Raw genomic sequence first — 14,828 nt, 5'->3', positions numbered from 1 at the left:
GCCGTTGACAAGGCCGCCGGGTCAGACCCGCGTGGTGCACAGGACGGTGGCGCCGCCGCCCACCTCCAGCCGCTGGTAGACGGCCGGGTCGTCCGGGCCCCGGCGGCAGCTGTCGTTCGGCAGCGGGGCCGGGTGGACGGCGGCGATCCGCAGCGCCCCGTCGTAGCCCTGGGCCCCGGCGGGCGCCGTGCACTCCCAGCTGCCGAGCAGGTCCTCCGCCCTCAGCTGCGGCTCCCCGTCGGTCCCCTTCACCGGGAAGCACTCCCCCTCCCGGTACTGGCGCTCGACGCAGAGGGTGGTCTCGGCCATCGGCGCCTCGTGCACCCAGGAGCCCCGGCCCGCGCCCTGCGGGCACTCCCCGGCGGTCTTGCCCGGACCGGCCGCGAGGACCTTGAGGCGCGCCTCGGCCGAGCCGCACGGCACCTCCTCCGGGAACGGGCTGGACCAGGTGCCGGCGGGTGTCCGGTGGGTGCGCAGGCACTCGCCGGCCGCGACGCCCTGGAAGGCCAGGTTGGCGATCAGGCCGGGGTCGTCGGTGGGCGGGGTGGCGGGCGCGGAGACGGGCGGCGTGGTGCCGTGCGCCCTGGGGCCGCCGCCCGTCCCGCCGTCGCCCCATTGCCACGGCCGGAGCAGGACGGCGCCGGCCGCGATCAGGAACACCAGCACCCCGGCCAGCAGGACCGGCCACCAGCGGGCGCGCGGCGGTTCGGGCCGCGGCGCCGGGCGGGGTGTCGGCCGGTCCGGCGGTGGTGCGGAGGCCTGCGGTGCGGACGGCGGTTGCCCGGGCGCGGCGGACGGCGGCGGCCAGGCGGCGGGCGGGGACTGCGACGGGGGCTGCGACGAGGCCTGCGGCGGAGCGGGCGGCCGCCGGAGCGGGACGGTGGTGGCGGGCGGGGACTGCGACGGGGGCGTCGGGGCTGCCGCAGGCGGACGGACGACCGGCTGCCGAACGGCCTCCGGCGGAGCCGCAGGTGACGGCACGACAGGTGACGGTGCGGCAGGTTCCGCCGCCGCGGACGCCGCGGGCGGCGCGGACGACGACGCCACGGGCGGCGGCGGGGCCGGTACGTACCCGGGCCGCCGGACCCGTCCGAGCCGGGTGGCGGCCGACCCCCCGCCGGCCGGGTGGGCGAGCTCCAGCTCGCGGCCGCGCCGCTCGTACTCGCCGATCAGGGCGGTCCAGCGGGGCGGCAGCCAGCGGCTGCCGCTGGAGGAGACCGGGAGGCCGTCGAGCGAGGCCAGGAAGGCGGCGTGCAGCTCGGCGGGGGTGGGGCGGTCGCCGGGGGCGGCGGCCAGGCAGGGTTCGACCAGCGGGGCCAGTTCCTTGGGGAGGCCGGTCAGGTCGAGCCGGTTGTGCTGCACCAGGGCGAGCAGTTGGAGGGTGTCGTGGTGGTCCGGGTAGGGCGGGCGGCCGACCGCGAGGTGGAAGAGGGTGGCGCCGAGCGAGTAGACGTCGGAGGCGGCCTCCGAGCGTTCGCCGCGGGCCTGCTCGGGCGAGGTGAAGGTGAGGGTGCCGAGGGTGAGGCCGGTGCGGGTGAGGTCGGCGGCGTGCGAGATGCCGAAGTCGATCAGCCGGGGGCCGTCCAGCGGCAGCAGGATGTTGGAGGGCTTCACGTCGCGGTGCACGATGCGGTGCGCGTGCAGCACCATGAGCGCCTCGGCCGTCCCGGCGGCCAGCCAGCGGACGGCGGAGCCGGGCAGCCGCCCGGCGGTGCGGACCAGTTCGCCGAGCGAGGGCGCCGGCACGTAGTCCAGGGCCAGCCAGGGCGGGTCGCCGTCCGGGTCGGCGCCGCGCACCCGGACGGTGTGGTCGCTCTCCACCCGCTGGGCGAGCCTGGCCTCACGGGCGAACCGCTGCCGGTCCACCTCGTCCCGGCTGCCCTCCGGCAGCAGTGTCTTGACGGCGGCCAGCGGGCCGGCCGCGCCGTCCTCGCGGGCCAGGTAGACCCGGCCCATGCCGCCGGCGCCCAGTCGGCCGAGCAGCCGGTACGGCCCCAGCCGGACCGGGTCGTCCCCGGCCAACGGCGCCACCCTTGCCCCGGTCATCGAGCTCCCCCCGTATCCCCCGGTTCCCTCCCCTCCAATGAGAACCGGCGGGTAGGTCGCAGGGCAACCACCCTACGGGGTGCGGCAGCTGACACACCGACGGCGGACGGCCCCGCCGCCCCTGCTCGGGGGTGGCGGGGCCGCCGTCGGTCACACGGGTGGCGCCGTGGTCGTGACGGGTCCTCAGACCGCGATCGCGACCTCGGTCTGGGCGCCCTGGGAGGCGACCACGACACGGTCCACGGTCGCGCCCGGGACCAGCGCGCGCAGCGTCCACTTGCCCGGACGGGCGAAGAAGCGGAACTGCCCGGTCGCCGAGGTGGGAACCTCGGCCGTGAACTCGCCGCCCTCGTCGAGGAGGCGGACGTAACCGTTGACGGGCTCGCCGTCGCGGGTCACGGAACCCTGGATGATCGTCTCCTTGGCCACGTCAACTCCTGCCAGGTCGGGGCCGCCGGCCTTCGCACCGCACATGTCTGTCTTCCTTCCTTACGGTTCGAGCGCCGAGGCTCAGTTGTCGCCGAGCTCGATCGGGACGCCGACCAGGCTGCCGTACTCGGTCCACGAGCCGTCGTAGTTCTTGACGTTGGTCTGGCCGAGCAGCTCGTGCAGCACGAACCAGGTGAGCGCGGAGCGCTCGCCGATGCGGCAGTAGGCGATGGTGTCCTTCGCCAGGTCGACGCCCTCGGCGGTGTAGAGCGCCGCGAGCTCGTCGTCCGACTTGAAGGTGCCGTCGTCGTTGGCGTTCTTGGCCCACGGGATGTTGCGGGCGGACGGGACGTGGCCCGGGCGCTGCGACTGCTCCTGCGGCAGGTGGGCCGGGGCGAGCAGACGGCCGGCGAACTCGTCGGGCGACCGGACGTCGACCAGGTTGAGGGTGCCGATCGCGTTCACCACGTCGTCGCGGAAGGCGCGGATGGACTTGTCCTGCTCCTGGGCCTTGTACTCGGTCGCGGCGCGCTCGGGCACCTCGGCGACCAGCTCGCGGGCGTCCAGCTCCCACTTCTTGCGGCCGCCGTCCAGCAGGCGGACGTCGCCGTGGCCGTACAGCTTGAAGTACCAGTAGGCGTACGAGGCGAACCAGTTGTTGTTGCCGCCGTAGAGCACCACGGTGTCGTCGTTGCCGATGCCCTTCTTGGAGAGCAGCGCCTCGAAGCCGGCCTGGTCGACGAAGTCGCGGCGCACCGGGTCCTGGAGGTCCTGCTTCCAGTCGATCCGGACGGCGTTGCGGATGTGGTTCAGGTCGTACGCGGCGGTGTCCTCGTCGACCTCGACGACGACGACCTTCGGGTTGTCGAGGTTGGCCTCGACCCAGTCGGCGTCGACCAGGACGTCACTGCGGCTCATGGTGGTGTCTCCATCCGGGGGCGGTACTGCGGAAGGTGTGTGCGGGCAGCACCCGGCGGCAGCCCGTACCGAACCGACGTCTCGCATGGCGAGACATGGGCGGGTGCAGCCGGGGTGGGGCAAGACTTCGGGAGGCCGAGTCGGCCACGGCAGGAAATACCAGGCCAGAGGTGCTCGGCAGGGTGGACGGGGCCGGACTCGCCGGTCAGAACCGCCCGGTCAGCGCATTCGACACAGGCAGGCGGACACGCGGCACAGGTCTACCGCCCGCCGCTTCGTGAGGTCCGCCTGTCGCTTCATGCCGACGATGCTAGGGAACCGAAACCGCCGCTGTCACCAGCATGTCGAATATTGAGACGGATCCGCTCACATTCCGGGATTCCGCCGAACGGCGCCGCCCAGGGGCGCGGCCGGGAGCCCCCGGCGGAGCGCCGGGAGGCCGCCCCGGCGATCGTCATGGACACCGCGTCTCGACAGGCGGACGTCAGAGCGGCAGCGCCGACCCGATCCAGCCCAGCGGGGCGGCCACCGCCACCGGCAGCACCACCCCGGCCGTGAAGTGCACGAACCTCGACGGGAAATCGTACGAGGCCACCCGCCGACCGACCAGGGCACCGACCGTCACCAGCACCGCCTGCACCGGCGGACCGCCAGCCAGCACCCCCGCGGTGGCGCCGAGCAGCAGCGCGGCGGCGGTGGCCACCGCCGCCGGGGCCGGTGAGGCGGCCAGCAGCACCGTCACCGCCACCGCGAGCAGCGCGGCCGGGGTGTGGCCGCCCAGCAGCAGCGAGGCCTCCAGCCCGGCCAGCACCACCCCCGAGGCCAGCACCGTCAGGGCGTAGAACCGCTCCGCCGGATCGGACGGACGGAAGGTCTGCCAGACCAGCACCGCCACCAGGTACGTCCCGAGCACCCCCAGCAGCCCGGTCGCCCCGTGCGTCAGCACCGCGAGGTCCGCCAGCACCCCGGCCAGCGCCACCGCCGCGATCCCCTGCCGGGCCGGCCACATCCCGTGCAGCCTGAACCACCCCACCGCGGTCAGCCCCTGAGCCGCCGTCAGCCCCGCCGCCAGGCCGTACCGCCCCCCGAGCGCGGCCACTGCCAGCACCCCGCAGAGCCCGGCGGTCAACCCCGCCACCGGCAGCCCCGGTTCGACGATCGGCGTCCCGCTCCGACGGACGGGATCTGCAGTGAGTGTCATGGGTACTCCTTGGTAATTCCGGGGGCGCGGGGAACTGCGCGAGTGCGGAAGGCGGCCCAGTGCTGGATCGGGGCACGAAAGCCAGTTGCACGTGGTGCCGTTCCCCCGCGCGCAGTTCCTCGCGCCCCTGCGGGGCGCTCCCGGGCAGGGCGCTCCGCGCGGCCCGTCAGCCGCCGGCGAAGGGCGGGAGGGCCTCGACGGTGGCGCCGGGCGGGAGGGGGACGGTGGCGTGGTCGCGGTTGCCGACCTGCTCGCCGTCGACCAGGTAGGAGCAGTGCGCCAGCACCTGGTGCAGACGGGCGTTCCCGGGGTGGCGTTCCCGGACGGCCGAGAGGGCCTCGGCGAGGGTGGCCGCCGGGACCTCCTCCTCGGCCAGCCCGGCGGCCGCCTTGGCCGCCGCCCAGTACCGCACGGTCACCCGGGCGGCCCCGGGGTCCGTCACCCGCGAGGTGGAAGTGTGGTCCGCGGTCGCCGTCATGGCTGTCCTCCTCCTACGTCCCCGCCCGGTGCGGCGCCCCCGCCCTGTTGCCGGGGCACCCACGCCAAAGGTGTACACGTACGGTGCGGCCGGTGCGGCTCCCATGATGGACCGGCCCGCCCCGGATGCCGCAATGCCGCTGCTCGCGCGCGGCGCGCGACGGCACCGGGAGAACGGCGCGGGCCCCTCCCGGGTCACGCCCGGCGGGCGCCGATGTGGCCCAGTCCTCGTTGCGTGCCCCTCCCCTGGCCGGAGGTGGTCGGCTATTCTCGTCCGGAGAGAGGGACCTGGGCAGAGTCGCCCCCGGGTCCTTTTGTGCTTTCAGGACGCCACGCACGGATGGCCTCCGGAGGCCGGCGCCCCACCCGCGCCGGTCACCCCGGGGGGCCGCCCGGCCGGAACCGCACAAGGACGTGCGGGGCACGGACGGGCGGTGTGCGGCGGGAGCAGACCGGAAGGTTCGCGGATGAGCAGGGCAGTGACGGAGCACCGGGGGTTGCGGGACCTCGCGCGTGCGCCCCTGTCCGCACTGCTCACCCCCGAACCGGTCGTGTCTCGCCCCTCGGACGTCCCCACCCCCACCTCCTCCGTGGCCGACGCTCCGTCAGGACCGCCGGCCGCGTCCGCGACGACCCGGAAAGGGGACCACCGGGTATGAGTTCACTCCTGCTCCTCACCAACGCCCTCCAGCCCTCCGCCGAGGTGCTGCCCGCCCTCGGACTCCTGCTGCACAACGTCCGGGTGGCCCCCGCCGAGGGCTCCGCCCTGGTGGACACCCCGTCGGCCGACGTGATCCTGGTCGACGGCCGGCGCGACCTGCCGCAGATCCGCAGCCTCTGCCAGCTGCTCCGCTCCACCGGCATCGGCTGCCCGCTGATCCTGGTGGTCACCGAGGGCGGCCTGGCCGCCGTCACCGCCGAGTGGGGCATCGACGACGTACTGCTGGACACGGCCGGCCCGGCCGAGGTCGAGGCCCGGCTCCGGCTGGCCATGGGCCGCCTCCAGGTGGCCGTCGACGACAGCCCGATGGAGATCCGCAACGGCGACCTGTCGGTGGACGAGGCCACCTACTCGGCCAAGCTCAAGGGCCGGGTTCTGGACCTCACCTTCAAGGAGTTCGAGCTCCTCAAGTACCTGGCGCAGCACCCGGGCCGGGTCTTCACCCGGGCCCAGCTGCTCCAGGAGGTCTGGGGCTACGACTACTTCGGCGGCACCCGGACGGTCGACGTGCACGTGCGGCGGCTGCGGGCCAAGCTCGGCGTCGAGCACGAGCAGCTGATCGGCACCGTGCGCAACGTCGGCTACCGCTTCGTCGTCCCGGAGAAGGGCGAGCGGGCACCCGAGCGGGCGTCCCAGGACGCCTGACGGCCCGTCGGTTTCCCGCCGTACCGCGCGGCGGCAGGTCCGTTCTGTCCGACTGTGCCCCGGCCTGTCCGGGGCCGGTCGGCCGGACGGCGGGTATCCCCCCTACCGGTGGCGAGCCACCCGCGTAGACTCCCCCCGTGGCCAAGGTGACGCGCGACGATGTAGCCCGACTGGCTGGGACTTCGACCGCGGTCGTCTCCTACGTCATCAACAACGGGCCGCGCCCGGTCGCGCCCGCGACCAAGGAGAAGGTGCTCGCGGCGATCGAGCAGCTCGGCTACCGGCCGAACAGCGTCGCCCAGGCGATGGCCTCCCGGCGCACCAACCTGATCGGCATGGTCGTCCCCGACGCCCGCCAGCCCTTCTTCGCCGAGATGGCGCACGCGGTGGAACGCGCCGCCTCCGAGCGCGGCAAGCTCGTGCTGATCGGCAACTCCGACTACGTGGACGACCGCGAGGTGCACTACGTCCGCGCCTTCCTCGGCATGCGGGTCTCCGGCCTGATCCTGGTCAGCCAGGGCCCCTCGCAGCGGGCCGCCGAGGAGTTCGCCGCGATGGAGGGCGCCAAGGTGGTGCTGCTGCACCGCCGCCCCGAGGCGATCGACGACGTGGCCGTCACCACCGACGACGTCGGCGGCGCCGAGGCGGCCGTCCGCCACCTGCTGGAGGAGCACGGGCACGCCTCCGTGGTCTGCTTCGGCGGCCCGGTCGAGTCCCCCGCCCCCGGCGACCCGGTCATCGACCACGTCGAGGGCTGGGAGCGGGCCATGCGGGCCCACGAGCTGCCGGTCGAGCCCAACCTGGTGGACGCCCCGTTCCACCGCTACGGCGCGTACGAGGTGGCCGTCGAGCTGCTCCGCTCGCCGGAGCGTCCGACCGCGATCTTCTGCTCCACCGACGACCAGGCGATCGGCGTGCTGCGGGCCGCCCGCGAGGTCGGCCTGCGGGTGCCGGAGGACCTGGCGGTGGCCGGCTTCGACGACATCCCCGAGGCCGCCCTGGCCGACCCGCCGCTGACCACCGTCGCCTCCGACCGGGACGCGATGGCCCGGGCCGCGGTGGACCTGGTGCTGGACGAGTCGCTGATGGTGCCGGGCTCGGAGACCGAGCGGGTGCGGACCTTCCCGTCCCGGCTGGTCATCCGCCGTTCCTGCGGCTGTGGCGGTCCTTCCGCAGGCTGACCAGGCTTTATGAGAAGTCAACGGGCTTCTCGGCCACCTCTGACTCCGCTCTCATCCGGCTCTCATCCGGTGGGCGGAGCTTGGAGGACATGAGCGACCAGCAGCGAAGCACCGAAGACCAGGGTCCTTACGCCTACGCCGGCTGGACCACCACCCCGCAGCCCGCCGAGGCCCCCGTGGGCCCTGTGCGGAAGGGCTTCCTCAAAGGCCGCCTCGCCCTGGTGACCGCCGTCGCCACGGCGGCCGCCCTGATCGGCGGCGTCACCGGCGGCCTGGTCGCCGGCGACCGGGGCACCGCCACCGCCTCGGGCTCCACCGTGGTCAGCCCGGTGTCCGCCGAGTCCGACGGCACGGCGAACGTCGCGGCCGTCAACACGGCCGTCTCCCCCGCCGTCGTCCAGATCACCGTGAAGACCGCGACCGGCACCTCCACCGGCACCGGCGTGGTGCTCACCTCCGACGGCCAGATCCTCACCAACTACCACGTGGTCTCCGGCGCGGTCAGCGGCGGCGGCCAGGCCACCGTCACCTTCAAGGACGGCTCCACCGCCGAGGCCACCGTCACCGGCACCGACGAGTCGCTGGACGTCGCCGTGATCACCGCCGCCGGCGTCAGCGGCCTCAGGACCGCGACCCTCGGTGACTCCGACGCCGTGCAGGTCGGCGACTCCGTGGTCGCCATCGGCAACCCCGAGGGCCTCACCGGCACCGTCACCTCCGGCATCATCAGCGCCAAGGACCGGCCCGTCACCGTCCAGGTCGACGACTCCACCACCAGCGGCAACGGCGGCTTCGGCTTCCCGAACCTGCCCGGCCTGCAGTCCCGCTCCTCCGCCGGCTCCGGCGACACCGCCAGCTACAAGGCCCTGCAGACCGACGCCGCCCTCAACCCCGGCAACTCCGGCGGCCCGCTGATCAACGCCTCCGGGCAGGTCATCGGCATCAACTCCGCGATGTACTCGGCGAGCGGCTCCAGCGCCACCGCCGGCTCCGGCAGCGCGGGCAGCGTCGGCCTCGGCTTCGCCATCCCGATCAACGACATCAAGCAGGTACTGCCGAAGCTCCAGGCCGGACAACGGCTCTGACGGAGAATGACAGCAGCCAGACCGCACGAGGAAAGGCCCAGCGCCGATGACCCCGCCCGCCGACGACCGCACCCCTGCCGAGGCACTCCAGGGCCCCACCGCCCGGATCCTCGTGGTCGACGACGAACCCGCCCTCCGGGACGCCCTGGAGAGCAGCCTCGCCTTCGAGGGCTACGAGGTGACCACCGCCACCGACGGCTTCGAGGCCCTGGACGCGGTCGAGCGTGACCGCCCCGACCTGGTGCTGCTCGACATCATGATGCCCCGGATGGACGGCCTCACCGCCGTCCGCCGCATGCGGGCCCGGGGCGACAGCGCCCCGGTCCTCATGCTCACCGCCCGCGACGCCGTCGGCGACCGCGTCACCGGCCTCGACGTCGGCGCCGACGACTACCTGGCCAAGCCCTTCGAACTCGACGAACTCCTGGCCCGCGTCCGGGCGTTGCTCCGCCGCTCGGCCCTGGCCAGCGAGGCCGCCGCCCGGGCCTCGGCCGAGGCCGAGTCCAGCGAGGTGCTGGCCTTCGCCGACCTCCGGATGAACACCGCCACCCGGGAGGTCACCCGCGACGGCAAGCCGATCGAGCTGACCCGCACCGAGTTCATGCTGCTGGAGATGTTCCTCTCCCACCCCCGGCAGGTCCTGACGAGGGAGCAGATCCTCAAGGCCGTCTGGGGCTTCGACTTCGAGCCCTCGTCCAACTCCCTGGACGTCTACGTGATGTACCTGCGGCGCAAGACCGAGCAGGGCGGCATGCCGCGGATCATCCAGACCGTCCGGGGAGTCGGCTACGCCCTCCGCACCGCCACCGGCGCGGCGGCGTGAAGCGCCTCGCGGGCTGGTACGGGGGGCGCTCGCTGCGCAGCCGGCTCGCGATGCTCACCGCCGCCGCGGTGGCGGTCGCCATCGCGCTGTCGGCGCTGGCGTGCTGGTTCATCGTCAGGGACCGGCTGTACGGCCAGGTCAGGCAGACGCTCTCGGACACCCGGCCGCCCGGCGGACCGAACGGGGTCTCGCTGTCCTGCGAGCCGACGGCCGCCGCGGCGCTGGCCGGCGCGAACAAGGTGGGCACCCACCCGTTCCCCAACCGCTTCGACGTCCAGTACGTCAAGGCCGGTGACGACGTCTGCTTCCCGTACGGCGCGGAGCGGATCATCAGGACCGATCCCTCGGACCTCTCCGCCACCGGGGTCTCGATCCGCGACGGGAGCTACTCCGACGGGACGCCCGCGCTGGTCAAGCGGTCCCCGGCCCAGGTCCAGAGCGGGCCGAACGTGAAGAGCTACACCGTGCTGATCGCCGTACCGGTCGACACCGTCCAGAGCTCGCTCCAGCAGCTCGCCCTGCTGCTCGCCGGCGTGGCCGCCCTCGGCGTGGTCGGCGCCGGCGTCACCGGGCGGCTGGTCGCGCGGTCGGCGCTGAAGCCCGTGGACCAGCTCACCAACGCCGTGGAGCACATCGCCCGCACCGAGGAGGTCGGCACCACCATCCCCGTCCGCGGCGACGACGAACTCGCGCGGCTGTCCTCCTCGTTCAACTCGATGTCCACCGCGCTCGCCAACTCCCGGGAGCGGCAGATCCGGCTGATCGCCGACGCCGGGCACGAGCTCCGCACGCCGCTGACCTCACTGCGCACCAACGTCGACCTGCTGATCCGCTCCAACGACACCGGCCGCCCGCTCCCCGAGGCGACCAGGACCAAGCTGCTGGGCAACATGAAGGCCCAGATGCAGGAACTCACCGTACTGATCGGCGACCTGCTCCAGCTCTCCCGCCCGGAGACCTCGCGTCCCGAGCGCGAGCACACCGTGGTGGCGCTGCACGAGATCGTCCACCGCGCGGTGGAGCGGGCCCGGCTCCGCGGCCCGGGCCTGCAGTTCGCCCTGGTCGTCGACCCCTGGTACGTGCGCGGGGACGGCCCCGGCCTGGAGCGGGCGGTGATCAACCTGCTCGACAACGCGGTGAAGTACTCCCCGCCCGGCGGCACCGTCCAACTCGCCCTCCAGGACGGCCGCCTGACCGTCCGTGACCACGGTCCCGGCATCCCGCCGGACGAGCTCCAGTACGTCTTCGACCGCTTCTGGCGCTCCCCGTCCTCCCGTCAGCTGCCGGGCTCCGGGCTCGGGCTGTCGATCGTGGCGCAGGCCGTCCAGGACGCCGGCGGCGAGGTCTCGCTCGGCCCGGCCCAGGACGGCGGCCCGGGCACGGTGGCCACCGTCCGCCTGCCGGGGCAGGCCACCGCGCCGTAGCGGTGGAAAAGGTGCGGGGCTCCCCTCCGGAAGGAGGGGAGCCCCGCACCGGGCTTCAGCCGGGCGTCAGTTGACGTCCTCGCCGATGCCGATGACCTTGATGCGGTCCTGGGCCGGGACCTTCAGCGGGGCCGAGGCGGTCGAGTTCGCGCCGAGGTAGGCGGAGAACACGTCCAGGTCGGAAGCGCCGACCAGCTTGTCGGTGCCGGCCGTGAAGGTCGGGAAGCCGTCGCCGCCGCCGTGCAGGAACTCGTTGGCCGCGACGCGGAACTTGGCGTTGACGTCGATCGGGGCGCCGTTGAACTTGACGTCCGCGATCCGCTCGGCGCCGGTCTTGTTGAGGTTCAGGGTGTAGGTCAGGCCCTTGGAGATCTGGAGGATCTTCGGGGCGGCCTGGTTCGGGCCGCTGACCTGCTCCTGCAGGACCTTGACGACCTGAGCACCCGTCAGGGTCTTGACCTGCATCATGTTGGTGAACGGCTGGACGGTGAACGCCTCGCCGTAGGTCACCACGCCGTCGCCCTCGGCGCCGCTGGCCTTGTAGACCAGGTCGGAGCGGATGCCGCCGGGGTTCATGAAGGCGATCTGGGCGCCGCCCTTGTCGGCCGGGGAGAGACCGGCCAGCTGGGCGTCGGCGATCACGTCACCGAGCGGCTTCTCGAAGGCGGAGGAGCCACGGCCGTTGATGTCCGCGCCGATGAAGCCGAGCGGACGGTTGGCGATCGGGGCGGCCAGCTTGTTGTAGTGGCCGATCAGCTCGGTGATGTCCGGTGCCTTCTCGCCGGTGCGGCGCACGACCTTGTTGGCGGCGGTCACCGAGGGGCGGACGATGGCGCCGGTGCGCTTGTCCAGCTTGAGGTTGATCTCGGTGTACAGGCGGCCGAAGGAGGCGGCGCTGGTCACCGAGCGCGGGACGCCGTTCGGGTCCGGGATCGAGCAGGCGTAGGAGTTGTGGGTGTGACCGGTGACGATCGCGCCGATCGCCGGGTCCAGGCCCTTGGCGATGTCGACGATCGGGCCGGAGATGCCCGCGCCCGCCGCGCCGCAGTCGTAGTTGTACGTAGTGGAGGCCGGGAAGCCGCCCTCGTGGATCAGCGCCACGATCGAGTCCACGCCCTTGCGCTTCAGCTCGGCCGCGTACTTGTTGATGGTCTCGATCTCGTCGCCGAACTTCAGGCCCTTGATGCCCTCGGCGGTGACGATGTTCGGGGTGCCCTCGAGGGTCGCGCCGATGAAGCCGACCTTGGTGCCGCGGACGTTCTTCACCCAGTACGGCTTGAGGATCGGGCGGCCGGTCTTCTCGTTGGTGACGTTGGCGGCCAGGTACTGGAAGTCGGCGCCCTCGAAGGAGCGGCCCTCCTCGTAGCAGCCGTCGGTCGGGTGGCAGCCGCCCTGCTGCAGGCGGAGCAGCTCCTTGTAGCCCTCGTCGAACTCGTGGTTGCCCACCGAGGTGACGTCCAGTCCGACCTTGTTCAGCGCCTCGATGGTCGGCTCGTCGTGGAACAGCGCCGAGACCAGCGGGCTGGCACCGACCAGGTCACCGGCCGCCACCGTCACGGTGTTGCGGTGGCCCTCACGGGCCTGGCGCAGCGCGGTCGCCAGGTACTCCATGCCGCCGGCGGGGGTGTCCACCACCTTGCCGGTGGCCGGGTCCACCTCCTTGATGTTGCCGGAGGAGCCGGCCGGGGGCTCCAGGTTCCCGTGCAGGTCGTTGATGGCGAGGATCTGGAGGTCCTCGGTCTTCGGCTTGTGCCAGTTCCAGTCCCAGTCCCAGCCGTGCGCCTGGGCAGTGCCCGGCACCAGGAGGGTCCCGAAGAGACCGACGGCGGCGGCCGCGGCGTACGCCGGGCGACGGAAACGGCCGGTGCGGCCGGCATTGGACATGAGGGTTCCCCTGCACCGTTGGGGGCTCCGCCGTGGGGCCGGAGCCGAGAAAGGTGGTGTGACCACCGCAGCCTAGGGTCAACGCGCGTAGCTGTCAGGACCCCGCGAGTAACGAGAGGGTTTCCATCCCCCGAAGAACCGTCAGACGCCGGGCTCAGTCGCACACGTACCCCCGTAAGCCTGTGTGCCACTCCACACACCCACCGGCCGGGTGAACCGGATCGTTCCGCCACCCGAACCGTCCGGGCCGGTGCAAGGCTCCGCGCCATGAGCAACGAACTCGCGGCCCCGGCCGGCCTCCCCGCCCAGGCCACCGGCGACCTGCCGCCCGGCTACGCCGACCTGCTCGGCGACATCAAGGCCGAGATCAGCAGTACCCAGCTCCGGGTGCGACGGATCGTCAGCACCGAGCAGATCTGCCACTACTGGCGGATCGGCCGGCTGATCCTGGACCGCCAGGAGCAGGAGGGCTGGGGCACCAAGGTCATCAACCGCCTGTCGGTCGACCTCCGGACCGCCTTCCCGGAGCAGCGCGGTCTCTCACCCCGCTCGCTCCGTTACATGCAGCACCTGGCCAAGAGCTGGCCCGAGCCAATTGGGCAGCAAGCTGCTGCCCAATTGCCCAGGACCGCTAGACCCCCGGCTCCGCCGCGAGTTGGCGCTCCGCGCGGTGGCGCTCGGCGACGGCGTCCTCGGTCATGGCGCGGTCGGTGTAGACGAGGGGGCGTTCGGCCTCGGTGATGATGTGTTTGACGACTTGGACGTTGCCGTTGACGTCCCAGACGGCGATGCCCGGGGAGAGGGTGGGGATGATCTCGACGGCCCAGCGGGGGAGGCCGAGGACGCGGCCGGTGGCTCTGGCCTCGTCGGCCTTCTGCATGTAGATGGTGCGGGTGGAGGCCATCTTGAGGATGGCGGAGGCCTCCTTGGCGGCGGCGCCGTCGACCACGTCGGAGAGGTGGTGGACGACGGCGACGAAGGAGAGGCCGAGGCGGCGGCCGAACTTCAGGAGGCGCTGGAAGAGCTGGGCCACGAAGGGGCTGTTGATGATGTGCCAGGCCTCCTCGACCAGGAAGATGCGCTTCTTCCGGTCGGGGCGGATCCAGGTGTGCTCCAGCCAGACGCCGACGATCGCCATCAGGATGGGCATGGCGATCGAGTTGCGGTCGATGTGCGAGAGGTCGAAGACGATCAGCGGGGCGTCGAGGTCGATGCCGTCGGTGGTGGAGCCGTCGAACATGCCGCGCAGGTCGCCGTCGACCAGGCGGTCGAGGACGAGGGCGACGTCCAGGCCCCAGGACTGCACCTCGTCGACGCCGACGCCGAGCGACTCGACCGAGGAGAGGTCGGGGCTGCGCAGGGTGTCGATGATGTCGTTGAGGACGGGCTGACGGCCCGTCACGGTGGCCACCACGTGGGCGTGGGCGGCCTTGAGGGCGAAGCCGGCCCGCTCCTCCAGGCCGCGGCCCATCGCCACCTCGATGATGGTGCGCAGCAGGGAGAGCTGGCCGGTGGTGGTGATCGCCGGGTCGAGCGGGTTGAGCTTCACCCCGCCGTCGCGGGCGGCCATCGGGTCGAGGCGGATGGACTTTATCCCCAGCGCGTCGGCGATCAGGTTCCACTCGCCGACGCCGTCCTCGCCCTGGGCGTCGAGGACGACCACCTGGCGGTCGCGGAAGCGGAGCTGGCGCAGCACGTACGTCTTCTCCAGCGCGGACTTGCCGTTGCCGGACTCGCCGAGCACCAGCCAGTGCGGGGCGGGGAGCTGCTGCCCGTAGAGCTGGAAGGGGTCGTAGACGTAGCCCTTGCCGGAGTACACCTCGCGGCCGATGATCACCCCGGAGTCGCCCAACCCCGGTGCTGCGGTGGGGAGGTAGACCGCCTGGGCCTGGCCGGTGGAGGTCCGGACCGGGAGCCGGGTGGTCTCCACCTTGCCGAACATCAGGCTGGTGAAGGCGTCGGTGATGCTGCCGATGGCCATGGGAGGACTCCAG

Annotated in this window: 14 protein-coding genes; 6 read left to right on the top strand and 8 right to left on the bottom strand. The window is 72.9% G+C overall.

Translation table 11 applies throughout. The annotated features are described in order from the left end of the window. Positions 1 to 21: 21 nt before the first annotated feature. The 6 genes from ACIA8O_RS22845 to ACIA8O_RS22820 form a co-directional block, all read right to left on the bottom strand. Complete coding sequence (locus ACIA8O_RS22845) at positions 22 to 2,046, bottom strand: serine/threonine-protein kinase (RefSeq protein WP_396295780.1); 2,025 nt, start codon at positions 2,044 to 2,046, stop codon at positions 22 to 24. A 183-nt stretch (positions 2,047 to 2,229) separates the two neighbouring features. Then, positions 2,230 to 2,520: a DUF1416 domain-containing protein gene (locus tag ACIA8O_RS22840; RefSeq protein WP_057227860.1), complete on the bottom strand. Its 291-nt coding sequence runs from the start codon at positions 2,518 to 2,520 to the stop codon at positions 2,230 to 2,232. A 36-nt stretch (positions 2,521 to 2,556) separates the two neighbouring features. Beyond that, a complete protein-coding gene (locus ACIA8O_RS22835) occupies positions 2,557 to 3,393 on the bottom strand; it encodes a sulfurtransferase (protein WP_396295779.1) in 837 nt (278 codons plus the stop codon). Between the two features lie 219 nt (positions 3,394 to 3,612). Beyond that, on the bottom strand, positions 3,613 to 3,693 hold the full coding sequence (locus ACIA8O_RS22830; protein ID WP_350529122.1) for a putative leader peptide: 81 nt from the start codon (positions 3,691 to 3,693) through the stop codon (positions 3,613 to 3,615). Between the two features lie 184 nt (positions 3,694 to 3,877). Further along, positions 3,878 to 4,594, bottom strand: a complete 717-nt coding sequence (locus ACIA8O_RS22825; protein ID WP_396295778.1) for a hypothetical protein — start codon at positions 4,592 to 4,594, stop codon at positions 3,878 to 3,880. A gap of 166 nt (positions 4,595 to 4,760) precedes the next feature. Next, on the bottom strand, positions 4,761 to 5,072 hold the full coding sequence (locus ACIA8O_RS22820) for a MoaD/ThiS family protein (RefSeq protein ID WP_396295777.1): 312 nt from the start codon (positions 5,070 to 5,072) through the stop codon (positions 4,761 to 4,763). A 654-nt stretch (positions 5,073 to 5,726) separates the two neighbouring features. Here ACIA8O_RS22820 and ACIA8O_RS22815 point away from each other — a divergent pair. From ACIA8O_RS22815 to ACIA8O_RS22795, 5 genes are all read left to right on the top strand, one after another. Beyond that, on the top strand, positions 5,727 to 6,437 hold the full coding sequence (locus ACIA8O_RS22815; RefSeq protein ID WP_396295776.1) for a response regulator transcription factor: 711 nt from the start codon (positions 5,727 to 5,729) through the stop codon (positions 6,435 to 6,437). Positions 6,438 to 6,574: 137 nt separating this feature from the next. Beyond that, positions 6,575 to 7,618 carry a LacI family DNA-binding transcriptional regulator gene (locus tag ACIA8O_RS22810; protein ID WP_396295775.1) on the top strand — a complete coding sequence of 348 codons (1,044 nt, stop codon included), beginning with the start codon at positions 6,575 to 6,577 and terminating at the stop codon, positions 7,616 to 7,618. A gap of 89 nt (positions 7,619 to 7,707) precedes the next feature. Continuing rightward, positions 7,708 to 8,703, top strand: coding sequence for a S1C family serine protease (locus ACIA8O_RS22805; protein ID WP_396295774.1), 996 nt, complete (start codon positions 7,708 to 7,710; stop codon positions 8,701 to 8,703). Positions 8,704 to 8,749: 46 nt separating this feature from the next. Further along, positions 8,750 to 9,526 carry a response regulator transcription factor gene (locus ACIA8O_RS22800; RefSeq protein WP_396295773.1) on the top strand — a complete coding sequence of 259 codons (777 nt, stop codon included), beginning with the start codon at positions 8,750 to 8,752 and terminating at the stop codon, positions 9,524 to 9,526. Next, on the top strand, positions 9,523 to 10,950 hold the full coding sequence (locus ACIA8O_RS22795; protein ID WP_396295772.1) for a sensor histidine kinase: 1,428 nt from the start codon (positions 9,523 to 9,525) through the stop codon (positions 10,948 to 10,950). The genes ACIA8O_RS22800 and ACIA8O_RS22795 overlap by 4 nt, the downstream gene beginning before the upstream one ends. A gap of 66 nt (positions 10,951 to 11,016) precedes the next feature. Here ACIA8O_RS22795 and ACIA8O_RS22790 read toward each other — a convergent pair whose 3' ends face one another. Continuing rightward, positions 11,017 to 12,834: a bifunctional metallophosphatase/5'-nucleotidase gene (locus ACIA8O_RS22790; RefSeq protein ID WP_396295771.1), complete on the bottom strand. Its 1,818-nt coding sequence runs from the start codon at positions 12,832 to 12,834 to the stop codon at positions 11,017 to 11,019. A gap of 267 nt (positions 12,835 to 13,101) precedes the next feature. On the opposite strand from ACIA8O_RS22790, the gene ACIA8O_RS22785 reads away from it, so the two are divergent. Then, positions 13,102 to 13,575 (top strand): DUF1016 N-terminal domain-containing protein, encoded by a 474-nt coding sequence (locus ACIA8O_RS22785; protein ID WP_396295770.1) that lies wholly within the window; start codon positions 13,102 to 13,104, stop codon positions 13,573 to 13,575. Here ACIA8O_RS22785 and ACIA8O_RS22780 read toward each other — a convergent pair. Next, entirely contained in the window at positions 13,466 to 14,815 is a 1,350-nt protein-coding gene (locus ACIA8O_RS22780; RefSeq protein WP_396295769.1) for an ATP-binding protein, read from the bottom strand. The genes ACIA8O_RS22785 and ACIA8O_RS22780 overlap by 110 nt on opposite strands. Between the last annotated feature and the right edge of the window lie 13 nt (positions 14,816 to 14,828).

Origin of the sequence: Kitasatospora sp. NPDC051853 (genome assembly GCF_044452665.1) — a bacterium.
Taxonomy (GTDB): Bacteria; Actinomycetota; Actinomycetes; order Streptomycetales; family Streptomycetaceae; genus Kitasatospora.
This window is presented reverse-complemented; position numbering and strand designations above follow the sequence as displayed.